The sequence below is a fragment of the Actinomadura geliboluensis genome (assembly GCF_043197915.1).
Classification (GTDB): Bacteria; Actinomycetota; Actinomycetes; order Streptosporangiales; family Streptosporangiaceae; genus Spirillospora; species Spirillospora geliboluensis.
Window position 1 is genome coordinate 424,833 of record NZ_JBICUA010000004.1, and the last position, 23,054, is coordinate 447,886.

Sequence of the window (23,054 nt, forward strand, 5' to 3'; positions counted from 1 at the left end):
CGCCCGACGAGCCGTGTCATGAGGAGCCGTCCAGGTAGCGGCCGAGAGCGCTGATCGGGAACACCAGCCGGTACAGGTGGTAGTTGATGTAGAAGTCGCCGGGGAACCCGGTGCCGGTGAAGTTGTCCTCGTCCCAGTTGCCGTCCGGCCGCTGGTTCTCCACCAGCCACCGGACGCCCGCGTCCACCGCCGCGGAGCGCTCGCCGGCGGCGAGCAGCGCCAGCAGCGCCCACGCCGTCTGCGACGGGGTCGACTCGCCGCGCCCGATCCAGGACGGGTCGTCGTAGGAGCGCAGGTCCTCGCCCCAGCCGCCGTCCTCGTTCTGGTGCTGCTCCAGCCAGGCCACGGCGCGGCGGATCGCGGGCTTCTCCGGGCGGACCCCGGCCGCGATGAGCGCGGGCACCACACCGCCCGTCCCGTACACGTGGTTGGCGCCCCAGCGCCCGAACCAGGAGCCGTCCTCCTCCTGCGCCTTCAGCAGCCACACCACCGCGCGCTTCACCACGGTCGTCTCGGCGAGGCCCTCCTTGGCGAGCGCCTCCACGACATGGGCGGTGACGTCGGCGGACGGCGGGTCGATGACGGCGCCGAAGTCGCAGAACGGCAGCTTCGTGCACAGCTCGCGGGTGTTGTCGGCGTCGAACGCGCCGTAGCCGCCGTCCCGCGACGCCATGCCGTTCAGCCACCGGACGGCCCGTTCGATCGGCGCGTCCGCCTCCGGCAGCGACGTCCGGCGCAGCGCGAGGATCGCCTCGGCGGTGTCGTCGGTGTCGGGGTAGACGTCGTTGTCGAACTCGAACGCCCACCCGCCCGGCGGCAGGCCGGGCCGGCGCACCGACCAGTCCCCCGGCCCGCGCACCTCCTCCCCGAGCACCCAGTGCGCCGCGCGCACCAGCGCCGGGTCGTCGGGCGCGGCCCCGGCGTCGCCGAGCGCGTTCATCGCGAGGACGGTGTCCCAGACCGGCGACTGGCACGCCTCCAGCCGGCGGCCCTTCTCGTCCCGGATGGTGAACCGCTCCAGGCCGTCCAGGCCCCGCTTGATGACCGGGTGGTCGAGGTCGTAGCCGAGGACGTTCAGCGCCATCAGCGAGTACACCCAGGGCGGCTGGATCCCGCCCCAGCAGCCGTCGGCCTCCTGCCGGGCGATGATCCAGTCGGCGGCGCGGCGCATCGCGGCGGTGCGCAGCGGCCGCACCGGCCGCTTCTCGTACACGTGCAGGACGCGGTCGAGCGCGTTGAACGCCCAGCCCCAGCCCTTCGCGTCCTTCGGCGGCACCGTCCCGGCGCGCAGCTCCGCGAGGTCGACCGGCAGGTCCCGGACGGGCCGCAGCGACCCGAGGATCGTCAGCGGGACGATCGTCTGCCGCGCCCAGCACGCCCAGTCGTAGACGTTCAGCGGGACCCGGCTCGGCAGGAACATCAGCTCCGGCGGCATGACGGGCAGGTCGTCCCACGACCACTGGCCGAACAGCGCCAGCCAGATCCGGGTGAACACGCGGCTGCCCTCGATGCCGCCCGCGTCCCGCGCGAACTTGGCCGCGCGGCGCATGTGGTCGGCGTCGACCGGGTCGCCGGCGAGCCGCAGCGCGACGTACGCCTCGATCGTGGTGGACAGGTCGGCGGGGCCGCCGTGGAAGTTCGCCCACGTGCCGTCCTCGCGCTGCTGCGCGCGGATCCAGCGCGCCGCGTCCTTCGTCTCCGCCTCGGAGCGGATGCCGAGGAACTGGCGGAGCAGCAGGTCCTCGGCGTCCATGGTGACGTTCGTCTCCAGCTCGGCCTTCCACCAGCCCTCCGGCGACTGCAGGCCGAGCAGGTGGCCGCGGGCCGCGTCGACGGCCGCGGCCGCCGCGCCGGTGAGCCCCGGAGCTTCCGTCGTGGTCATTCGGCGATCTCCTTCTCGCACGGGCGGCCGTCCGCGCCGGGACGGCCGGGCTCGGTGGCCTGCCGGGTCCAGTGCTCCCGGCGGGCTCAGTGGTCCCGGGAGGTGACGAACAGGGCGATGTCGCGGAACTCGGCGGCGGCGAGCCCGTCCACGCCGGACTCGTCGAGGTGCCGCTGCGCGGCGGCGATGCGCCGGTCGGCCTCGGCGGACGCCCAGTCGCGGCCGCCGGCGGCCTCGACCAGCCGCGCCATCTCGCGCAGGGCGTCCTCGGACGGCTGGTCCGGCTTGCCGTACAGCTCGGCGAGCCGGGCGGACTCCGGCGTCCCCGCGTTCAGCGCGTACACCACCGGCAGCGACTTCTTGCGCGCCCGCAGGTCGGACAGGACGGGTTTGCCGGTCGTCTCCGGGCTGCCCCAGATGCCGAGCAGGTCGTCCACGAGCTGGAACGCGAGGCCCATCTCGGCGCCGAACCCGGTCAGCCCGGTGACGAGCGGCGTCGGCCCCTCGCCGAGCATCGCGCCGATCGAGCAGGCGCAGGCCAGCAGCGCGCCCGTCTTGTCGGCGGCCATCGCGACGACCTCGTCGAGCGTGACGTCGGCGCGCTGCTCGAAGCCGAGGTCGTACGCCTGCCCGGAGATGAGCCGCTGCGTGGCGGCGGTCAGCGCGCGCGCCGCCCAGTGGGCGCCGCGCGTCTGCTGGTCGAGCAGCAGCTCCTCCGACAGCGCGAGCAGCGCGTCGCCGCCGAGGATGGCGGCGGACGGGCCGAACACCGTCCACGCGGCGGGCCGGTGCCGGCGGGTGCGGTCGCCGTCCATGATGTCGTCGTGCAGCAGCGAGAACGCGTGCACGAACTCCACGGCGACCGCGCCCGGCAGCGCCGTCTCCGGGGGCGCCCCGGCGGCCCGCGCGGACAGCAGCGCCAGCGCGGGGCGCAGCGCCTTGCCGCCGGCGGCGGCCGGGCGGCCGTGCTCGTCGGTCCAGCCGAGGTGGTAGGCGACGACGCGGCGGGTCCACGGGTCGAGCCGCTCCGCGGCGGCGCGCATCGCGTCGTCGACGAGCGCGCGCCCGTCGGTGATCGAGGTCGGGACGGTGGTCATGGTCCGCTCACCCCGTCGCTGCGCACCCGGTTCAGGTGCCGCCGGACGAGGCGGGCGGCGGTGAGGCCGCTTCGCACGGCTCCCTCCATCGTGTCGGGCCAGCCCGTGTCCGTCCACGCGCCGGCGAGGAACAGCCACGGCAGCCGGGTCGCGGACGCGGGACGCAGCGCGCCGGTGCCGGGGCTCTGACGGAAAGTGGCGTGCCGTTCCCGCGTCACGAAGAAGTCGGTGACGCGGGCCCGGCGGGCGGCCGGGAACAGCCGCTCCAGCTCGGCGAGGTACACCGCGCGGATCTCGGCGGTGGGGGTGTCGATCCAGCGGTCGGCCGCCGAGACCGACACTGCGAGGTACTCGCCGCCGCCGGTCAGGCCGCTCACCGCGGTGCGGTCGAACACCCACTGCACGGGCGAGCCGACCGCCGCGACGAACGGCTCGTCCCCGCCGTCGGCGCGCAGCACCGGCCGGTCGTAGACGACGTGGACGTTGACGATGGGGCTGGAGCCGAGGCCGTCCCACTCCGCCCGCTCGGGGGACGCCTCCGCCGGGACGAGCGTCGACGCCACCCGGTGCGGCACCGCCATCACGACGGCGTCCGCGCTCACCGGGGAGCCGTTCACGACCAGCTTCGGCCCGGTGTCGACGGCCGTGACCTTCGCGCCCAGCTCGATCCGGCCGCCGCCTCGCTCGATCTTCGCCGCCGCGACCGTGCCGTGCAGGTCGCCGAGCGGGATCGTCGGCACCCCGATGTCGGCGGCGTCGGAGCGGCCGAGCAGCGCGGTCTGGCACACCATCGCGGCGGGGCCGAGCGCGGCCTCGTCCAGCCGGATGTTGAGGGCGGCCGTGACGAACAGGTCCCAGAGCGCGTCGCGGGCCTGGGGCCGCTGGCCGTGGCGGGCGAGCCAGGCGCCCATGGTGGTGCGGTCGTGCGCCGGGTCGTCCGGGTCGAGCCGGTCGAGCGCGAGCGACGCCCGGACGGCGCGGAGCCGGTCGGCGGGCGGCAGCAGTTTGTACCCGGCGAGCGCGGGCACCAGGTGCAGCGGACCCGGTGCCTTGGCGCGGCGCAACCGCCCGCCGGTGCCGCCGGGGGTGAGGACGCGGACGTCGAAGCGGTCCTGGACGCGGACGCGGTCGGCCGCCCCCAGCCTGCCGAGAAGCCCCTGGTACGCCGAGCAGCACTTCAGGAAGATGTGCTGCCCGTTGTCGACCGTCAGCCCGTCGCGCGTGAAGGAGTGCGTGGCGCCGCCCAGCCTGGGCCGCGCCTCATAGACGGTCGTCCGTATACCTGTTTCTTGGAGCGCCAGCGCGGTCGTCACCCCGGCGAGGCCGCCGCCGACGATGGCGACCTCCCTCTGCCCCCCGGCCGAGCTCATCGGTGGACTCCCGACATCGCCATCGCCGACACGGCGGCCTTCTCCCACGTCGGCAGCGAGGTGCGGGTGTCGAGCGCGGTCAGCGGATCGGCCTTGATGCGCCGCAGCAGGTGCCGGTAGATGCCCGCCATCGCCCCGGCGCACGCGGAGCTGCGCCGGTCGAGCATCGGCAGCAGCTGCAACCCCGTCGCGTACCACTCCTCCGCCCGGTTCGCCTCGAACCGGATGAGGCCCGCCAGCCGCCCCGGGTCGTCGGTCAACCGGCCCGACCCGTCCCGCTCCAGCGTGCAGCCGAACCGGACGAGGTCCTTCGCGGGCAGGTAGACGCGGCCGCTCAGCCCGTCCTCGCGGACGTCCCGCAGGATGTTCGTCAGCTGCAGCGCGACGCCGAGCGCGTCGGCGCGCGGCACCGCCGTGTCCGGGTCGGACGTGCCGAACACGCCGAGCGACAGCCGGCCGACGGCCCCCGCGACGCACCGGCAGTACCAGAGCAGGTCGTCGAAGGTGTCATAGGTCGCGCCGCGGACGTCGGCCTCGCAGCCGTCGATCAGCTCCCCGAACGCCTCCAGCGGGATCGGGTACCGGCGCGCGGCGTCCGACAGCGCGACCAGCACCGGGTCGGACGGGTGCGCGGCGGCGTCGGCGAGGCGCTCCCGCTCGGCGGCGAGCCGCGCCAGCCGGGTCGCGGGCGGCGCGTCGTGGTCGTCGCCGATGTCGTCGATGCGGCGGGCGAACGCGTACACGGCGCTCAGCGCCCGGCGCTTCGGCGGGGGAAGCAGCCGGATCCCGTACGAGAAGTTGCGCGCCTGCGTGCGCACGATGTTCTCGCAGTGCCGATAGGCGCTCGGTGCGTCCATCTGCCTATCTCCTTCCCAGTGTCCGCGACCACTCGGCCAGCAGTCGCGCCTTCCTCGGCGGTGAGGCGCTCCCCAGCACGTCGTAGGCGCCGCGCTCCAGCGCGGCGAGGGCGGCGAGACCGCCCGCGACGTATCCGGCGACGGCGACGCGCGCGAACCCGCGGAGCCGGCCGGTGAGGGCGGCGCCCTCGTCCAGCAGGCCCGCCGCGCGCCTGGCCTGGAGGGCGACCACGCCGCGCAGCCGGGTGGGCGTGACCGCGGCGGTCAGGTCGTCCTCGGTGCAGCCGAACCGCCGGAGGTCGTCCTCCGGCAGGTAGATCCGGCCGTTGCGGTGGTCCTCGCCGACGTCCTGGCAGTGCTCGATGATCTGCAGCGCGGTGCAGACCTTGTCCGACAGCCGGACCCGGTCCGGGGTGGCGGCGCCGAACACGTGCAGGACGATGCGCCCGACCGGGTCGGCGGAGTAGGCGCAGTAGCCGAGCAGGTCGTCGAACGTCGCGTACCGGGCGACCTCCTGGTCGCGGCGGTTGGCCTCCAGGAGGCGGCGGAACGGCTCCGCCGGGATACGGCACGCGGTGATGGTCCGGGACAGGTCGCGCAGGACGGGCAGCTCCGCCCGCTCGCCCGCGTAGACGCGGTCGAGGTCGCCCTCGACGAGGTCGAGCAGCCCGGCGCGCTCGCCCGGCGGCGCCTCGTCCCCGATGTCGTCGACCAGCCGGGCGTAGCCGTACACGTTCAGCAGATGCTCGCGGTGGCGCGCGGGGAGCAGGCGGGTGGCGACCGGGAAGTTCTCCCGGGATTGGAGTTCGAGGCGGGTGCGGCGTTCCTCGGTCTCGTTCCACAAACGCTCGCTGACGGACATGGCGTTCCTTCGGGGCGGCGGCGGCGCGGGGCGTTCATCGATGCCCGATATCCGGGCGATGGCCCGGTAAACATGGACCATCGTGAGGCCCCTGTGACGTACGTCCCCGAACCGCCCCGGGCGACCCGCGAATATGCGGGATTCGTGAAGTGGGGCCGGAAGTGGTCACCCGGGAATATATGCGCGCCCGGCCCGGAGATCACCCCTGGTCAGCACTTTTTCCCATTCCGTTATGTTGGACTTGAGTTGAGTCATGCGTCTATCCCGGAGGCTCAACTCGGGATGTTCATGTTCGCGTAACTTCATGACAACGCGAGCCCATGGCGGCCCGGTTCAATGCGCGCGACCGCGCGCGGACCGCCGCCGCGGACCCGGCCGGTCCGGTGAGCGCCGCGGCCGAATCGGTGCGCGGTGTCAGAAGGTGGCGAGCAGGTCGGCGAGCATCCGCGGCGTTCGCTCGGGAGGCGCCGCCTCGGTCACCAGCGTGTTGAAGTCGTGCCAGTGCCGCTCGATCTCCGCGCGCCGCGTGGGGTACAGCGCGCGGTCGGCGCGTTCGAGGTAGACCATGTCCTGGAGGCCCTGCTGCGGGAACCGGACGAGGGTGAGCGGCCCGTCGCCCTTGATCCGGCCGCTGATGCCGACCGGCGCGATCTGCACGGTGACGTTCGGCCGCCGGCACAGCTCGATGATGTGCCGGATCTGGCCGCGCATGATCTCCGGGCCGCCGATCGGGCGCCACAGCGCCTGCTCGTCCAGGACGATCCACAGGTTCAGCGGGCGCGGGCGGCGGCGCAGCACGCGCTGCCGCCGCATCCGGAACTCCACCCGCCGCTCGACCTCGTCCGCGGGGGCGCCGCGGCCGATCACCGCGCGGGCGTACGCCTCGGTCTGCAGCAGGCCGGGCACGTACTGGGCCTCGAAGGTGCGGACCAGCTTCGCGGCCTGCTCGGCGCTCAGGTACGGCCGCACCCAGGACGGGAGGATGTCGGCGTCGTCCTGCCACCAGGCGCGCGCCGTCGTCTGCTCGGCGAGGGCGAGCAGGGTCGTGCGCTCGTCCTCCTCGGCGCCGTAGCCGGCCAGCAGCCGGGCGACCTCGCGCGGCCGGCTGCCCGTCCTGCCCGTCTCCAGGCGGCCGATCTTCGATTCGGACGCGTTCAGCAGCCGGCCCGCGTCCCGCCGCGAGAGCCCGGACCGGTCGCGCAGTTCGCGCAGCCGCCTGCCGAGCAGCATCCGGGGGACGAGCGGGTCCCCCCAGGGGCGGGCCGCCCGCGTTCGCGCCGACTGCCTGCCGCCGGTGCTCGTGGCGGCGGTGCCCGTGCTGCCGGTGCTCGTGCTGCCGCTGCTCGTGCTGCCGCTGCTCGTGCTGCCGGTGCTCGTGGCGCCGGTGCTCGTGACGGAGGCCAAGGGGACTCCCATCGGGGGGATCGGCTTTGACGGCCGCCCTCACTATAGCTTCACGCAGTGCGGCGGGAAGGAGACGGTGTGCGACCTCCCCTCGGCGTCAGGGTTTCCGCGCCACCGCGCACAGGGTCGGAAGATCTTCGGTTTCCAGCCCCGGCACCTCGGGCCGCCACGCGCCGCTCGTCACGAGCCCCGGCTCCTCGATCTCCAGCCCGTCGAAGTAGGCGCGGATGAAGTCCGGGCTGCGCAGCCGGAACGGGATGGCGCCGGTCTCGTCGTAGGCGCGCTGCGCGGCGTTGAACGCCGCGTTCTGGTCGGTGGAGTCGTGCAGGATGAGGTAGCTGCCGGACGCCAGCGGCTCCACCAGCCCGCGGACCACGCCGTACGCCTCCTCGGGGTCGACGATGTGCCCCATCACCCCGATCAGCAGCAGCCCGACCGGCCGCGACAGGTCGAGGATCTCCGCCGCCTTGGCCATGATCGTCTTCGGGTCGTGCAGGTCGCAGTCGATGTAGGACGTGCGGCCCTCGGCCGTGCCGGTCAGCAGGGCGCGGGCGTGCGCGAGGACGAGCGGGTCGTTGTCGACGTAGACGACCCGCGCGTCCGGGGCGGCGCGCTGGGCCATCTCGTGGGTGTTGTCGACGGTCGGGAGCCCGGTGCCGCAGTCCATGAACTGGCGGATGCCGCGTTCGCGGGCGAGGAACCCGATCGCGCGGTCCATGAAGTAGCGGCCGGCGCGGGCGATCGGCACGATTCCCGGATAGAGCTCGACGTACTGGTCGCCGGCGATCCGGTCGATCTCGTAGTTGTCGGTGCCGCCGAGCCAGTAGTTCCAGATCCGGGCGGACTGCGGGACATCGGTGTTGATCTTCGTCTCCGGCCCCTGGTCCGGGCCGCTGGTCGCATCCGTCATCGTCAGACGCTCCTTCGGGGGCGACGGCTCCGTGCGCTGCGAACGCCTCCCGCAAACCTAGACCCGTCCGTCCCGGAGCGGCCAGAAACGCGAAATTAGGTCCTGTCCGCATTCGCGTTCGGGACATTACCGACTGCCTCGCACCGAGCAGAACCGGGAGGTCGCGGTACCGAAACCTACGGACGAGGCCGAAGTGAGCCAAGGGAAATCTTCTGCCGCAATCCCCGCGCCTCCGCCGCCGCGCCGATCATCGGCGTGGCGGCCGCCTCCCCTGTCCGCACCGAACGGCGTTCAGCACCCGCCGGCGCACCCAATTCGGCGGGATATGTACCTTTTATTGCCTTTCGATCCCCCCGCGAAGATCTACGGCCCGCCCTCACCCTCGCCCGTCCTATGAAGGAGGCAGCGAGAAACGCGGCCGCCGAGACCCGGATCCAGCCTGCATCCGCGACGGAGGCCTCATTCAAGTGCCCTCTTGCCCGCCGCCCGGAAAAACGCGCAACCCCCACGAACTCCGCCACCTCGGATCAGCCCCCAGAATGGCCTCGCAAAAACCGATGGCACACCAGAAAACCGTCCCCGGAAACACCCGTCCCGCTCCCGCACGCGTACGTGTCAGCGGGTGGCCCAGACCGCTATCGCCAGGGCCACGCGGTCCTCGAACTGGAGGGGGTCGCGGCCGGTGAGGGACTCGATGCGGGCCAGCCGGTGGCGGAGCGTGTTCGGGTGCAGGAACAGGGCGCGGGACGTGGCGCCGACCGCGCCGCCCATGTCGAGGAAGGTGCGGAGCGTCTCGATCAGCCGGGTGCCGTGCGCGGTGTCGTACTCCCTCAGCGGGCGGGCGATCTGCTCGACGAACGGGGTCAGCTGGTCGTGTTCGAGCCGGCCGAGCAGCGCCCGGAAGGTGGCGAGGTCGGAGGCCTGCACCACGCCACCGCTCCGCCGCGCCGCGTCCAGCGCGGCGAGGCTCTCGGCGAGCGACACCGGCAGGTGGTCGAGCGGCCCGGGGCTGCCGATGCCGGCGGGCTCGGACCAGGCGTGCGCGTCGTTGGTGATGAGCAGCGCCGTGCCGTCGTCCAGGCCGAGGACGCCGGGCAGCTCCTCGTCGCCGCCGTCCATCGCGATCACCAGCAGCGCGGCCGGGTCGAGGCCCGCGTCGTCGATCCGCTCGCGCAGCACCTCGGCGGACGCGTGGCCCTGCCGGATCATGCGCAGCAGCCGGCCCGTCTCCTCCCGCTCGTACCGCTCGTCGCGGGTGGAGGCGTCCCGCTCGGCGAACCACTCGGTGAAGCTGACGAACGGCACCTCGGCGGGCACCTCGACCAGCGGCAGGCCGAGCCGGGCGCAGGCGTCCCGCAGCGCCGCCGGGACCTCGTCGGTCACGTCGCCGACGCCGTAGCCGATCACGCTCGCCCGGCCCGCCTTGACGGACTCGGCGAACGCGGCGCAGGCGCCCGGGTCCCGCAGCGACGCGCCGGCCGTCAGGACGATCTCGCCGCCGCGCAGGTAGGGCCCGGGGTCGAGCAGCTCGGTGGAGTGCGCCCAGCGGACCGGCCGGTCGAGGCCGCCCTCCCCGGCGACCAGGCGCAGCCGGAACCTCGGCACTTCCAGGAGCTGCCGGACGGTGCCGTACGGCACTGCGGAATCGCTGGTCACAGCCCCCACCCTCTCACCCGGGCGCGGGACCGCCGAGGCCCGTGACCGTGTTTTGGGGAAGACCGTGCGTTGGAGAAGGGCACGACGGTCCGGGCGTGGCGTCGTGCGTTCGGCCAAGAGAACTCCGGCACCCTTGCCACTCACGGCCATGTCGGGTTTGCCTGGAAACTTCGGAGTGATTCGAGGTGATCTTGATGCGCGAGCGCGTCGCACTCGTCGCCGGCGCGGCCGGCGGGATCGGCTCCGCGATGGTGCGCGAGCTGGCCGGCCGCGGCTGGCGGACGGCGGGCCTGGACCTCGTCCCGGCGGCGGACCCCGACCACAGCGTGGGCGTCGACGTGGCCGTCCCGGAGCAGGTGCACGCCGCCGTCCGGCGGATCGAGCGCGAGATGGGCCCGATCGAGGCCGCGGTCTGCGCGGCCGGGCACTACACGATCGTCCCGGTGTCCGACATCGCCTGGCCGGACTGGCAGCGGATGCTGCGGGTCCATCTGGGCGGCCTGGTGAACGTGTGCCGGGCCGTGACACCGGGGATGGTGGAGCGAGGACGCGGCGCCGTGGTCGCGGTCTCGTCCGCGCTGGCCATCGGCGGCGGGGACGGCGAGGCCCACTACATCGCGGCCAAGGGCGCGATGATCGGGCTCGTCCGGTCGCTGGCGGCGGAGCTGGCGCCGTACGGGGTGCGGGTGAACGCGCTCGCGCCCGGCCCGACCGACACGCCGCTGCTGCGGCCCGACTCGCCCTGGCGGCGGCCCGCGTTCCTGCAGACGCTGCCCACCGGGCGGCTCACGACGGCGGAGGAGGTCGCGTTCGCCGGCGCGTACCTGGTCGAGGAGGGGACGTTCTGCGCCGGGGAGGTCCTCTCCCCCAACTCGGGGGCGGTGATCTGATGGCGGTCGCACTGGTGACGGGGGCGGCCGGCGGGCTCGGCTCGGCGGTCGCGCGGCGGCTCGCGGCGGACGGCCACCGCGTCGCGCTCAACGACCGCCCGGACCGGGACGTGGCGGCGCTCGCCGCCGAACTGGACGGCGTCGCCGCGCCCGCCGACGTCGCCGACCCGGACGCGGTCGCCGCGATGGTCGGGGAGGTCGAGCGGCAGACCGGCACCGACATCGGCATCCTCGTCACCGGCGCCGCGCACGTCACGGCGGGCCCGCTCGCCGAGCACGACCCGGACGACTGGTGGCAGGTCATCGACGTCGACCTCGGCGGGACGTTCGCGTGCGCGCAGGCCGTCATGCCGGGGATGGTGGAGCGCGGCGGCGGCCGGATGGTGCTGGTCGCGGCCGAGAGCGGCCTGATCGGCTGGCCCGAGGCGACCGCCTCCTCCGCCGCGAAGGCCGGGATCATCGCGCTCACCAAGGCGCTCGGCCGGGAACTGGCGCCGCTCGGCATCGCGGTGAACGCGGTCGCGCCGAGCGTGATCGACACGCCGTGGCTGGTGGACATCGCGGAGCGGAGCGCGGTGGCGGACGAGGAGTTCCGCGCCCGCGAGGAGGCGCGCGTGCCGCTGGGCCGCATCGCGACGCCCGACGAGATCGCGGCGGCGATCGCCTTCCTCGCCGACGAGCGGCTGCCCATGCTCGTCGGCCAGGTCCTCCTCACCAACGGCGGAACCGTCAGAACCCGCGCCTGACACGCCGCAAGAGCCGGCCGTCCCAGCGAGGGCAGGGTCAGGCGGGCAGGGCCGCGATTGAGCGTTCGACGTCCTGTTCGAGGGTGGCGAAGAGGTGCTGCGGCAGGTCCATGAGCGACCTGTCCAGCAGTTCCGGGCGGCTCGCGGACGCTTCGATGGCGGCGCGGGCCTCGCCCTTGGTGAGCGTCCCGCCGGTGGACTTCCGGAGTGCGATGAGCCCTTCGCGCCAGGCGTTGCCGAGCTTGCCGTGCGCCCGCGCGTACAGGAAGCCGAGGACGCGCGCGGCGCCGGACTGCTCGTCCGGCCGGGTCCTCTCCGCGAGGACGAGGGCCTGCCCGGGGCCGGGGGTGCCGCGCAGCCACCGGACGATCCGGTACTTGGGCCCGATGAGGCGGGCGAACTCGCGCTGCCCCGCCGCGTCCTTGAGGAAGGGCAGGTCGTCGCGGCAGACGAGCCCGGCCTTCCGCGCGTTGGCGGCCAGCAGCGCCCGCACCGCCGACGCGCCGAACCCCGGATACAGGTTGACCAGGACGGTGCCGTGGTCTTGCAGGTTCCTGGGCAGCGGCGCGCCGAGGAGGGCGGGCAGCGCGACCCGCCGGCCGGGGGCGTCCTTCGGCCAGTCGGCACCGGCGAGGAGGATCTTCTCGCCGGCGTCCGCGCCGAGTTCGAGGACGCGGGCGGCCGACTCGCCGTCCAGGCCGCCGCCCGCCTCGACCGACTGGGCGCCGTGGGTGTACATGGCGGTGCGGGGGTCGTCCGCGATGGTCCTGGCGGCGGCCTCGGTCCGCCGGGTGGGGCGCAGGACGTACAGCGCGGCGGCGCTGCCGACCGCCTGGGCGCCGACGTACCGGTTGAAGTTCGGCAGCATCGCCTCGTAGGCGAGGTGGAGCGGGTTCAGCGCCTTCTGGACGGCGAGCCCCAGCGCCGGCTGCCGCTCCCCGTACCCGTAGGCCAGCAGCACCCGGCCGTTGCGGTGGTCGCGGAGCCCCTGCAGCCCGCGCGCCACGAACAGCTGGACGCCGTCCGGCGTGTACGGCGGGTCGGTGAACACCAGGTCGGCGGACTCGCGCACCACGGCGGGCAGCCCGAGCCGCAGGTCGGCGAAGTGGCAGCGGACGTCCCAGCCGCGCCGCGCCGCCTCGGTGTCGACGAACTCCAGCAGCCGCTCGTCGACGTCCACGACGCTCGCCCGCAGGCCCGGCGCCCCGCCCGCCAGGAAGAGGCCGAGCGAGGTCAGGTCGTGGTCGCCGACGAAGAGGACGTGCGCGCCGGCCGGGTCGAAGCCGTCCAGCATGAACCGGGCGCGCTTGACCACGGTCTCGGCGGTGGCGGGGACGTGGTCGAGCGCCTGCACGGGCGGCGGCGCCGCGCCGATCAGCGCCTCCGCCGCGGCGACGGCCGCCGGGTCGCGGCGCGCGGACTCCGCCCACGGGTCGCGGGCGCCGAACGGCTCCCGCTCGTCGAACACGCCGCGGTACTTCTCGGCGTTCGGGTTCGCGATGCGCCGCCCGTCCCCGGACGCTTCGAGGTCCGGCTCCAGGGCCCGGAAGACCGCTTCGACCGTCCGCCGCGACGTCCCGGTGCTCGCGACGACCTCCTCGACGGTGCGGAAGTCGCCTGCCGCCAGCAGCCGGCCGACCTGGTCGATGCGCCGGGCGTCGATGCCGAACTCGGCCCGCAGCGCGCGGACGGCCTCCAGCGGGTCGTCCCGCAAGGGGTCTTGCTGCTCGGCATTCGTCATGGGTCGGACCTGCTCCGCTCGGCGGGGACGCTCGGTCCACGATCCTATGAGCCGCGCGAGCCCGCCCCCGCCACCGGAATTCCGACCGGCCATGCGGCCGTGCTACGCCGTGGTGCTGCTGAGGCCGCTCAGGTGGCTGCGGATCGTGTCGGCGTCGCCCGTGCAGGCGATGTAGCCGTCCGGACGGATCAGGGTCAGCGCCGCGCCGCCGGAGGTGTACGCGGCGCAGACTTCGCCGTCCCGGTCCTGGTACTCCTCCGCCTCGCCGATCGTGACGACCCGGACGCCGGGGTACGCGAACGCCGTATCGAAGGAGTCGAAGGCGAGCACGGTCAGATGGGGGCCGCGGAGCAGGTCGTGCACGCGGTGCCGGGCGCCGTCCCTGCCGTACAGGACGCCGTCCGGGGCGCGGGTGCCGCCGAGCGGGCCGTCCGAGAGCGAGCTGTCGGGGTAACCGAGGAGGAGCTGCTGCGTCTCCTCGCCGCGCTGGTGCGCGTCCGCCTGCCCCTCGACGGCCTTCTCGTACAGGGCCGTGCTGATGCCGAGGACTGCGGCGGCGACGGGCAGCCGCTCCTCCTCGTAGGTGTCCAGGAGGGACGCGGGCGCGCCGTTGACGACCGCCGCGAGTTTCCAGCCGAGGTTGTAGGCGTCCTGGACGCCGGTGTTGAGGCCCTGCCCGCCCGCCGGGGAATGGACGTGGGCGGCGTCGCCGGCCAGGAAGGCGCGGCCGGCGCGGAAGCGTTCGGCCATCCGGATGTTGACCCGGTAGACCGAACTCCAGGTCAGGTCGGTCAGGCGGATGTCGGTGCGGCCGGACGCCTCCTCCAGGGACTTCTGGTAGGTGGCGAGGGTGGGCTCCGGGTTCGCGTCCGGCGCGATCGGGGCGGTGAACTGGAAGTCGTCCGTCCCGGCGAGGGGGCACAGGCCGACGCGGACGGACTGCGTCGCCATGTCGGCCCAGGTGTGCCAGTGGTCGCGGTCGAGGTCGGCGGTCCGGACGTCGCCGATGAGCATGCGCTCCGCGTCGCGGGTCTCGCCGCCGAAGCCGATCCCGAGGGTCTTGCGGACGGCGCTCCGGCCGCCGTCGGCCCCGACGAGGTAGGCGGCGCGGACGGTGCCGCCGTCCGCGAGGGTGGCGGTGACGCCGTCCGCGTCCTGGGTGAACGCGGCGAGTTCGCCCCGCTCCACCCGGCCGCCGAGGTCCGCCAGGCGGTCGCGGAGGATCGCCTCGGTGCGCCACTGCGGCACCATCAGGACGTTCGGGTACGGGACGGCGGCCGTCGCGGCCTTCGTCTCGCTCATCCGCCCCTCCCACACGACCTCGCCGCCCGCGTAGGCGCGGATCGGCGGGTACGCGGCGCCCGCCGCGCGGATCGCGCCGATCACGCCGAGGTCGTCGAAGACCTCCAGCGTGCGCGGCTGGAGGCCCTTGCCGCGCGAGCCGGTGCGGGTGCCGGGGTCGATGACGCGGTACCGGACGCCGCGCCGGGCGAGGTCGACCGCGAGGGTGAGGCCGGTCGGGCCGGCTCCGATGACGAGTACGTCGATCATGTCGTTCTCCCTTCCGGGACCGAGCCTCCGCCGCCGCCCTGGCAGATCGCTGCCAGCGCGCTGACAGCGACCGCCCGCCGCGCGGCGCCTCACCGCTGCTTCCGCCTGGCCAGGGCCGCCGTCCCGGGATGACCGGCGATTTCGCCGATGCCGGGGGCCCGGCGGCGTGCCGAGAATGTGCGCATCCTGGAGCCGGTCCCCCGGCTCCGCCCCGTTCCGGGGAGCCGGCTCCCGGCTCCTCCCCCCGAACAGGAGCGAAGCGACGTGCGATCCCTCCCCAGGCACGCCCCCGGCCGGGCGGCGAAGGCGCTGCTCGCCGCGGCCCTCACCGCCGGCGCACTCACCGTCCCGCAGGCCGCCGCGCAGGCGGCCGACAACCCCTACGAGCGCGGCCCCGCCCCGACCGTGCAGAGCATCGAGGCGCTGCGCGGCCCGTTCGCGACGTCCCAGACGAGCGTGTCGTCGCTGAGCGTGACCGGCTTCGGCGGCGGGACGATCTACTACCCGACCAGCACCGCCGAGGGGACGTTCGGCGCGGTGGCGGTCGCGCCCGGCTTCACCGCCGACCAGAGCAGCATGGCCTGGCTCGGCCCGCGGCTGGCCTCCCAGGGCTTCGTGATCTTCACGATCGACACCAACACCCGGCTCGACCAGCCGAGCAGCCGCGCCCGGCAGCTGGAGGCCGCGCTCGACTACCTCACCCAGCGCAGCAGCGTCCGGACCCGGATCGACGCGACCCGGCTCGGCGTGATGGGCCACTCGATGGGCGGCGGCGGGACGCTGGAGGCCGCCGAGGAGCGCCCGCAGCTGCAGGCCGCGATCCCGCTGACCCCGTGGGACCTGCAGAAGAACTTCTCGGACGTGCGCGTCCCCACGATGATCATCGGCGCCGAGGCGGACACGGTCGCGCCCGTCGCCTCGCACTCCGAGCCGTTCTACACGAGCATCCCGGCGTCGTCGGAGAAGGCGTACCTGGAGCTGAACGGCGCCAGCCACTTCGCGCCGAACATCGCGAACACGACGATCGCGAAGTACAGCATCTCCTGGCTCAAGCGGTACATCGACAATGACACCCGCTACGACCAGTTCCTGTGCCCCGGCCCGAACCCGGACCTGAACATCTCCGAGTACCGGGACACCTGCCCGAACTCCTAGCCCCCGTCCCCCCGGGGCTCCCCTACCGGCCGGGCCGCCCGTTGCCTCCCCGCACGGGCGGCCCGGCCATGCCAGCGTCGGCGGAGCCGTCCTCAGCGCCGTGCAGCCGGAGCGCGCTGAGCGCGAGGGACAGCTCGACGAGGTCGCCGGGGCGGGTGAGCGTCCGCCCGGTGAGCTGCTCGATCTTGCGGAGCCGGTTGAGGACGGTGTTGCGGTGGCAGAACAGCCGGTCGGCCGCGCGCGCCGCGGAGCCGTCGCATTCCAGCCAGGTCTCCAGCGTCGTCAGCAGCACGTCGCGGAACCCGGGGTCCACGTCGCCGAGGCCGCCGAGCGCGACGTGCCCGAGCCGGCCGGCGAGGCGCGGCTGGGACAGCACGAGCGCGTCGGGGAGGCGGCGGTCCAGCCGGGCGATCTGGTTGCCGGGGCCGCGGCACGTCCGCAGCGCCAGCTCGGCGAACCAGCGGGCGCCGCCCAGCTCGGCGAGCGAGCCGACGACCGGGCTCACCCCGGCGTGCGAGCGCGCGTAGGGGCGGACGGCGGCGACGAGGTCGTCGAGTTCGGCGGCGCCGAGCGCGACCAGCGCCACCTGCGCGTCGGTGCGCAGCCGCCAGATGAACCGCATCCCGCCGGTGTCGGCGGGGCGCCGGTCCACGCCGTCCCCGAAGCCGCACTCGGCGCCCAGCATCACGACCGCGTACCGGCCGGTCGCGGGCAGCCCGAGGACGGACGTCGCGGTCGCGAGCAGCCCGCCGTCGGCGCCCTGCCCGTCCAGCAGGGCGTCCACGATCGCCTGGACGCGCTCCTCGCTGCGCCGCGCCAGCGCCAGCTCGGTGCGGTGGTAGGCGGCCGCGGCGGCGCCGGACTGCTGGTCGATGGTGTCCCAGGTGCGGGTCGCCTGCCGGATCAGCGCCGGGACGTTCTCCGGGTCGTTCTGCCCGACGACCTCGACGACCGCCTCCCAGAACACCCGCCCGGCGAGCCGGTAGGAGCGCAGCAGCTGGTCGAGGGGCTGCCCCTGGTGCGCCCGGCGCTGCCCGAGGCGGCGCGCCCAGTCGAGGTCGGCGCGGCCCCGGCTCGGTTCGAGGATCGTCTTGAAGCCGTGCCCGAGCCCGGTGTGGCACATCTCCCACACGTCGTGCCGGAACGCGTCGTCGCGGTCGCCCCGGTCGCCGGACAGGATCTCGGCGGTGAGCCGGTCGGCGAGGTCGGGCAACCGGTCCGACAGCCGCAGCACCGCCTTGCGCATGATGGTGCGGTCCGCGTCCATCGGGCGGGCCGGATCGGGCCGCCGCGCCGCCGTCCCGGCCACCGTGCCGTCCGCCGTCCCGTTCACCGTCGCGGACCGTCCTGCCGTCATCGCGGGCCACCTCCAGCACAACGCGGGGGCCTCATCGTGCCATCACGGGCGCCTGCGGGCCATCGCAGGACGTCCAGACTGTGCGGGCTCACAACCGGGGCACGTCCGGATTGCGCCGTGGCCACGAAACGGAGGCGGGCTCTGGACCGCCGGCGGGCGGCCGTGCTCACCTATGGTCCCCTTCCCTTTTGAGACCCCGTCCAATAGAGGAGCCGCCTACGGCGCCCGGCCGAGGTCAGTTCCCCGATGAGGAGGGACCGGCATGACCCACCCCCAGCCGCACCCCCAGCCCCACCCGCACCAGCCCCACCCACACCCCCGCCCCCAGCCCGAACTGCACGGGCGCGACCGCGAGATACAGACGATCGAGGCGATGCTCGACCGGGCCCGGGGCGGGCAGGGCGGCGCCCTGACCCTCGCCGGGGACGCCGGCATCGGCCGGACGGCCCTGCTGGAGGCCGCCGTCCGCCGGGCCGGAGAGGGCTTCCGGACGTGCGGGACCACGGGCGTCCCCGGGGAGACGGACGTCCGCTACGCGGGCCTGCACCGGCTGCTGCGCCCCCTCGCTGCGGAGATCGCGCAGCTCCCGCCCGCGCACCGCGGCGCGCTCGGCACGATCATGGACGGGGCGCCGAGCGCCGCGCCGTTCGTCCTCTACACGGCGGTGTGCGAGCTGCTGAGCCTGGCGGCGCGGCAGGGCCCGGTGCTGTGCTGGGCGGACGACGCGCACCGGCTCGACCAAGGCTCGCTGGAGGTGCTGGCGTTCGCGGCGCGCCGCGTGCAGGACGAGCCGGTCGCCGTGCTGTTCGCCGTCCGCGACGACCGCACCGCCCCGGGCGGGGACGCGAGCACGCTGGCCGGGATCCCGCGGCTGCGCCTCGCGCCCCTCGCCGAGGAGGCGAGCCGCCGCGTCCTCCAGGACGCGCTGAGCGCCGACGCCGGGGCGGGCGGCGACGGCACCGCGGGCGGGGCCGGCGGCGACGGCGACCTCGCCGAGGAGATCGTCGACCTGGCGTGCGGGCGGCCCCTGGCGATCCGGGAGCTGGCCGCCGCGCTGACGCCCGGGCAGCTGTCCGGCGCGGCGCCGCCGCCGCGCGCGCTCCCCGCCGCGAGTTCGCTGCGCGGCCGCTACCGCCGCCGCCACCTGCGGCTCCCCGCCGGCGCGCGGCGGCTGGTGCTGATGGCGGTGGCCGAGGAGTGGCTCGGCGCCGCGACGCTGGCGCGGGCGACCCGGCTGGACGGCATCGAACCGGCCGACCTCGACGCCGCCCGCGACTCGGGGCTGCTGCGGTTCGAGGGCGAGGGCGTCGCGGTCCGCAACCGGCTCGTCCGGTCCTCGTTGTGGGCGGACGCGTCCCGCGCCGAGCGGCAGGACGCGCACGCGCTGCTCGCCGAGATCCTCGTCCAGGACTGGCAGCGGCCCCGGCGGCAGTGGCACCGCGCGGCCGTCGCCGGCGAACCCGACGACGCGCTCGCCGCCGAGCTGGCGGACGCGGCGGCGGACCGCCGCCGCGCGGGCCGCTATGCCGACTCCTGGCGGCTCTGGCAGCGGGCCGCGACGCTCACCGCCGAGCACGGCGCCCGCACCGACCGGTTCCTCGCCGCCGCCGGGGACGCCTGGGCGAGCGGCCGGTCCCGGCGGGCCCGCGCGATGCTCCGGCAGGTCCGGCCGCCCGCCTGCGACGGGACGCGCGCCGCCCGCGCCGCCCTGCTGCGCGGCGAGATCGAGGTCGCGGCGGGCACCCCGGCGGCGGCGGTGCCGGCACTGCGGGACGCGGCCGAACGGCTCGCCGCCACCGACGCCGAGGCGGCGCTGGACGCGCTGATGTGGGCCGCCGAGGCCGCCGACGCGGCCGGGGACACCCACGCCTACCTGGAGATCGCCGACCGGGCGGCGTCGCTGCCCGCCCCGCCGGGGGACGTCCGCTGCGAGCTGATGCTGGCGCACCTCGGCGGCATGGCGGCGATGGTCCGCGGCCGCTATCCGGAGGCGGTGGACCGGCTCGGTACCGCCGTCCGGCTCGGCGCGGGGATCCCCGACCCGCCGGCGCTGGTGTGGGCGGCGCTGGCCGCGTTCGCGCTCGGGGACGCGCCGCGCACCCGCGTCCTCGCCGCCGAGGCCGTCACGTCCGCCCGGCGGCTCGGCGACGCGCCCGCCGAGTCGTACGCGCTGCTCGTCGCCGGACGGTGCGAGGCGCTGCTCGGGCACCCGCCGGGACCGATCGCCGCCTGCCACGACGGGCTGCGCCTCGCCCGCGCGACCCGGCTGCACGGCCACGCCGCCGAGCAGCTCGCCACCCTCGCGCTCACCGCCGCGTTCAACGGCGACGCCGCCGCCGCGAACGCGCGGCTGGCGCCGCTCACCGGCACCGCGGACCTGCGCGGCCGCACCCGCGCCGCCGCGTTCGGCTCGTGGGCGCCCGCCTGCCTGGACCTCGCCGCGGACCGTCCCGCCGACGCCGCCGCGCGGCTCCGGCTGCCGGGCGGCGCCGGGCTCGCCCACCTCCCGGCGCGGCTGTTCGCCGTCCCGCACCTGGTCGAGGCGCTGGTCCGCACCGGCGAGCACGAGGAGGCGGCCCGCGCCTACGAGCGCTTCCGCGCCTGGACGGAGGGCATCGGCACCGCCGGCCGGCATGCGGCTCCCGGACGGGAGGCGCTCAACCGCCGCTGCCGCGCCCTCATCGCCGAGCGGGACGCCGACGCCGAGGAGCACTTCACCGAGGCGCTGCGGCTGCACGAGGCCGCCGGCGCCGTGTTCGACCTCGCCCGCACGGAACTGCTGTTCGGGCACCGGCTGCGGCGCGGCCGGCGGCCCCGCGCGGCCCGCGCCCACCTGCGCGCCGCGCTGCGGATCTTCGAACGGTACGGCGCCGCCCCGTGGACCGCGCAGGCCCGCGCGGAGCTGCGCGCCGCCGGGGAGGCGGTCGCGCCCCCGGCGGCCGTGCCGCCCGTCCCCGAGCGGGGGACGGTGGGGACGGGCGGCACGCGGGCCCCCGGTGCCGCGGCCCCGCGCGCGGCGAGCGGGTTCGGCACGCTCACCGCGCAGCAGGCGCACATCGCCCGGATGGCGGCCGAGGGCGCCACCAACCGGGAGATCGCGGCGCGGCTGCTGCTCAGCCCGCGGACGATCGACCACCATCTCCGCAACGTCTTCACCCGGCTCGGGATCCGGTCGCGCGTCGAGCTGGCCCGGCTCATCCGCTGAGCGGCGGCCGCGGGGCCCGTGTCCCGGGGGTCAGACCTCCTCGTACTCCTTCTCGGCGTCCTCGTTCTTGGCCTTGGCGCCCGAGCCGTTCTTGCCCCTGGCCGGCTTCTTCTCCGCGCTCTCCGACTTCTTGGGCTTCTCGGACTTCTCGTCCTCGACGGCGTCCTCGTGCGTCCGGACGACCTCGCCGTCGCGGATCTCGCCGCGCCAGCCCTCGATCTCGTCGGCATGGGTGAGCGACTGCGTCATCACGTGCCGGCGGAGGTGCTTGAGCTCCAGCCGCGCCCGGCGTCCCTGCGCGCGCCAGAGGTTGCCGGTCCGCTCCATGAAGCCCTGCGGGTGGTATTCGAGGACGACCAGGACGCGGGTCAGGTTCGGGGCCAGCTCATGGAAGCTGACCGTCCCGTCCACGTGCCCCTTCGGGCCCTTCGAGCGCCACACGACGTGCTCGTCCGGGACCTGCTCGACGATCGTGGACTCCCACGTCCGCGCCGACCAGAAGATCTTCGCCTTCCAGTTCAGCTTCGTCTCGTCGGCCTGCTCGACGCTGATGACCTTCTTCATGAAGGACGGGTAGTCCTGGAACCGCGTCCACTGGTCGTAGACGAGACGGCGCGGCGCACCGATGTCGATGTGCTCGACGATGTTGGTGACCTTCACCTTCTTACCGCCGCCGCCACCGCCGACCTTGGCGCCGTCGTCCTTGGCGTCGTCGTCGCCCTGCCCGCCGGGGAGCGCGCCGCCGACGGTGTCCTTGAGCCGGCCGAGCACGCCCTGCCCGTTGCTGCTCTCGTTCGCGCCGCCGCCCTGCCCGCTCTTCTCGTTCTTCTCGCTCTTCTCGTTCTTCTCAGGAGCCTTGGTCTTGGCCTTCGCCGTCGCCTTCTCCTTCTCCTCGGCCCCGGACGTGTCGCCGCTCTGCTCGCCGCGGCGCCCGGCGAGGGCGCGGCTCGCGGCGACGGCCGCGCCGGCGCCGAGCAGGACGCCGCCCGCGGTGCCGGCGGTCCGCCCGCCGGGCACGCTCTTCGGCAGGCCCTTCGGCAGGCTGCCGGCGATGCGGCCCAGGCCGGGGACGCGGCTGCTCCGCCGCCCGCCCGGAAGCCGTTTGGCGATCTGTCCGACGGGCGACCGGCCCGTCAGGATTCCGCGTGCCATGGTGTTACCTCACTCAGGTTGATCATTTGGTATCGGTCATGTGGGGGATGAGACGGTCTCGCCGTCGCGGATCTCGCCGCGCCAGCCCTCGACCTCGTCGGGCCGGGTGAGCGCCTGCGTCATCACGTGGCGTTGGAAGTGCTTGAGCTCCAGCCGCGCGCGGCGTCCCTGCGCGCGCCAGAGGTTGCCGGTCCGCTCGAACAGGCCGGCGGGGCGGTACTCCAGGACGAGCAGGACGCGGGTCAGGTCCGGGGTCAGCTCGTGGAAGCTGACGGCCCCGTCCGCGTGGCCCTTCGGCCCCTTCGAGCGCCACACGATGTGCTCGTCCGGGACCTGCTCGACGATCGACGCCTCCCACGTCCGCGCCGACCAGAAGATCTTCGCCTTCCAGTTCAGCTTCGTCTCGTCGGCCTGCTCGACGCTGACGACCTTCTTCATGAAGGACGGGTAGTCCTGGAACCGCGTCCACTGGTCGTAGACGAGGCGGCGCGGCGCACCGATGTCGATCTGCTCGACGATGTTGGTCGGCGTCCGTCCGCGTCCGCGCCCGAAGACGCGGGCGAGGGTCTCCTTCAGGGCCGTCCAGCCGAAGCTCAGCAGCGCGCGGAACGGGGACTTGCCGTCCCGCAGCGCCGCGACCCCGGCCACCGCGGCCTTGCCGAGCGGGCCCGCCTGCTCGGCCCGCGCGACGAGGCGCCGGGTCTCGCGCTCCAGCCGCCGCTCGACCGCGCGCAGGGCGCGGCGGCCGAGACGCCGGGCCGACAGCGCGGCCACGGCCGCACCGGCGCCCGCCGCGACGCCGACGGCGGCGCCGGTGCCCGCGCCGCTCCGGGTCTTCACGTCGTGTCCACCTCGCCTCCATCTCGGATAGGCGCCGGGTTACCCGGTCAATACCGGGCAAAACAGACCGCAGGCCACGGGCAAGGACGACGGCTCCGGCCGCCCCCGCCGGAGGGGTGCGCCGATGGCCGCAGCAGGACGGGCGGCGCTCCGCTCAGAGTGAACATCCCCGACGCTCCTGGCGGCCCGCGCAGACCACCCCAGCGTGAACACCAGACCAGAGCGGCCCTAACCCGGCGCCGCGTAACGGTTAAGACTCGTGAGTAATACGCCTCTTGAACTGGTACGGACCAGTGTTTATCTTCGACCCCACCACGCGCGATTGTGCTCGGTGGGCCATCCCATCGAGCACTATTTTGCACGCGCGAAAGCCGGAGAG

The 23,054-nt window shown here is 74.8% G+C and carries 17 protein-coding genes; 4 read left to right on the forward strand and 13 right to left on the reverse strand.

Annotated elements, in window-relative coordinates; genetic code table 11:
- Positions 1–16: 16 nt before the first annotated feature.
- The 8 genes from shc to ACGFI1_RS16380 all read right to left on the reverse strand — a co-directional run bounded on the left by shc (position 17) and on the right by ACGFI1_RS16380 (position 10,038).
- A complete protein-coding gene (gene shc / locus ACGFI1_RS16345; RefSeq protein WP_392786009.1) occupies positions 17–1,882 on the reverse strand; it encodes a squalene--hopene cyclase in 1,866 nt (621 codons plus the stop codon).
- An 86-nt stretch (positions 1,883–1,968) separates the two neighbouring features.
- Positions 1,969–2,979 (reverse strand): polyprenyl synthetase family protein, encoded by a 1,011-nt coding sequence (locus ACGFI1_RS16350; RefSeq protein ID WP_138636707.1) that lies wholly within the window; start codon positions 2,977–2,979, stop codon positions 1,969–1,971.
- Entirely contained in the window at positions 2,976–4,349 is a 1,374-nt protein-coding gene (gene hpnE / locus ACGFI1_RS16355) for a hydroxysqualene dehydroxylase HpnE (protein ID WP_392786011.1), read from the reverse strand. The genes ACGFI1_RS16350 and hpnE overlap by 4 nt, the downstream gene beginning before the upstream one ends.
- Positions 4,346–5,206 carry a presqualene diphosphate synthase HpnD gene (hpnD, locus tag ACGFI1_RS16360; RefSeq protein ID WP_301177060.1) on the reverse strand — a complete coding sequence of 287 codons (861 nt, stop codon included), beginning with the start codon at positions 5,204–5,206 and terminating at the stop codon, positions 4,346–4,348. The genes hpnE and hpnD overlap by 4 nt, the downstream gene beginning before the upstream one ends.
- 4 nt (positions 5,207–5,210) lie before the next feature.
- On the reverse strand, positions 5,211–6,068 hold the full coding sequence (gene hpnC / locus ACGFI1_RS16365) for a squalene synthase HpnC (RefSeq protein WP_301177059.1): 858 nt from the start codon (positions 6,066–6,068) through the stop codon (positions 5,211–5,213).
- A gap of 414 nt (positions 6,069–6,482) precedes the next feature.
- A complete protein-coding gene (locus ACGFI1_RS16370; protein WP_392786013.1) occupies positions 6,483–7,472 on the reverse strand; it encodes a helix-turn-helix domain-containing protein in 990 nt (329 codons plus the stop codon).
- A 97-nt stretch (positions 7,473–7,569) separates the two neighbouring features.
- Positions 7,570–8,382 carry an SAM-dependent methyltransferase gene (locus tag ACGFI1_RS16375; protein WP_138636703.1) on the reverse strand — a complete coding sequence of 271 codons (813 nt, stop codon included), beginning with the start codon at positions 8,380–8,382 and terminating at the stop codon, positions 7,570–7,572.
- Positions 8,383–8,997: 615 nt separating this feature from the next.
- Positions 8,998–10,038: a PucR family transcriptional regulator gene (locus ACGFI1_RS16380; RefSeq protein WP_364553147.1), complete on the reverse strand. Its 1,041-nt coding sequence runs from the start codon at positions 10,036–10,038 to the stop codon at positions 8,998–9,000.
- A 194-nt stretch (positions 10,039–10,232) separates the two neighbouring features.
- Here ACGFI1_RS16380 and ACGFI1_RS16385 point away from each other — a divergent pair, with 194 nt between their 5' ends.
- Together ACGFI1_RS16385 and ACGFI1_RS16390 are read left to right on the forward strand one after the other, a co-directional pair.
- Positions 10,233–10,928, forward strand: coding sequence for an SDR family NAD(P)-dependent oxidoreductase (locus ACGFI1_RS16385; RefSeq protein WP_392786015.1), 696 nt, complete (start codon positions 10,233–10,235; stop codon positions 10,926–10,928).
- On the forward strand, positions 10,928–11,674 hold the full coding sequence (locus ACGFI1_RS16390; protein ID WP_392786017.1) for an SDR family NAD(P)-dependent oxidoreductase: 747 nt from the start codon (positions 10,928–10,930) through the stop codon (positions 11,672–11,674). The genes ACGFI1_RS16385 and ACGFI1_RS16390 overlap by 1 nt, the downstream gene beginning before the upstream one ends.
- A gap of 37 nt (positions 11,675–11,711) precedes the next feature.
- Here the strand turns inward: ACGFI1_RS16390 and ACGFI1_RS16395 are convergent, their stop codons facing one another.
- Positions 11,712–13,415, reverse strand: coding sequence for a bis-aminopropyl spermidine synthase family protein (locus ACGFI1_RS16395; protein WP_392786019.1), 1,704 nt, complete (start codon positions 13,413–13,415; stop codon positions 11,712–11,714).
- 102 nt (positions 13,416–13,517) lie between these two features.
- A complete protein-coding gene (locus ACGFI1_RS16400; protein ID WP_392786021.1) occupies positions 13,518–14,966 on the reverse strand; it encodes an FAD-dependent monooxygenase in 1,449 nt (482 codons plus the stop codon).
- 264 nt (positions 14,967–15,230) lie between these two features.
- Between ACGFI1_RS16400 and bdeA the strand changes: the two genes are divergently transcribed.
- Entirely contained in the window at positions 15,231–16,121 is an 891-nt protein-coding gene (bdeA, locus tag ACGFI1_RS16405; protein ID WP_387070525.1) for a bis(hydroxyethyl) terephthalate hydrolase, read from the forward strand.
- 22 nt (positions 16,122–16,143) lie between these two features.
- Here the strand turns inward: bdeA and ACGFI1_RS16410 are convergent, their stop codons facing one another.
- Positions 16,144–17,478, reverse strand: a complete 1,335-nt coding sequence (locus ACGFI1_RS16410; protein WP_392786023.1) for a PucR family transcriptional regulator — start codon at positions 17,476–17,478, stop codon at positions 16,144–16,146.
- 262 nt (positions 17,479–17,740) lie between these two features.
- Between ACGFI1_RS16410 and ACGFI1_RS16415 the strand changes: the two genes are divergently transcribed.
- Entirely contained in the window at positions 17,741–20,683 is a 2,943-nt protein-coding gene (locus ACGFI1_RS16415; RefSeq protein WP_392786024.1) for a helix-turn-helix transcriptional regulator, read from the forward strand.
- A 30-nt stretch (positions 20,684–20,713) separates the two neighbouring features.
- Here ACGFI1_RS16415 and ACGFI1_RS16420 read toward each other — a convergent pair whose 3' ends face one another.
- A complete protein-coding gene (locus tag ACGFI1_RS16420) occupies positions 20,714–21,835 on the reverse strand; it encodes an SRPBCC family protein (protein ID WP_392786026.1) in 1,122 nt (373 codons plus the stop codon).
- Between the two features lie 36 nt (positions 21,836–21,871).
- Positions 21,872–22,675, reverse strand: coding sequence for an SRPBCC family protein (locus ACGFI1_RS16425; RefSeq protein ID WP_392786028.1), 804 nt, complete (start codon positions 22,673–22,675; stop codon positions 21,872–21,874).
- Positions 22,676–23,054: the final 379 nt, after the last annotated feature.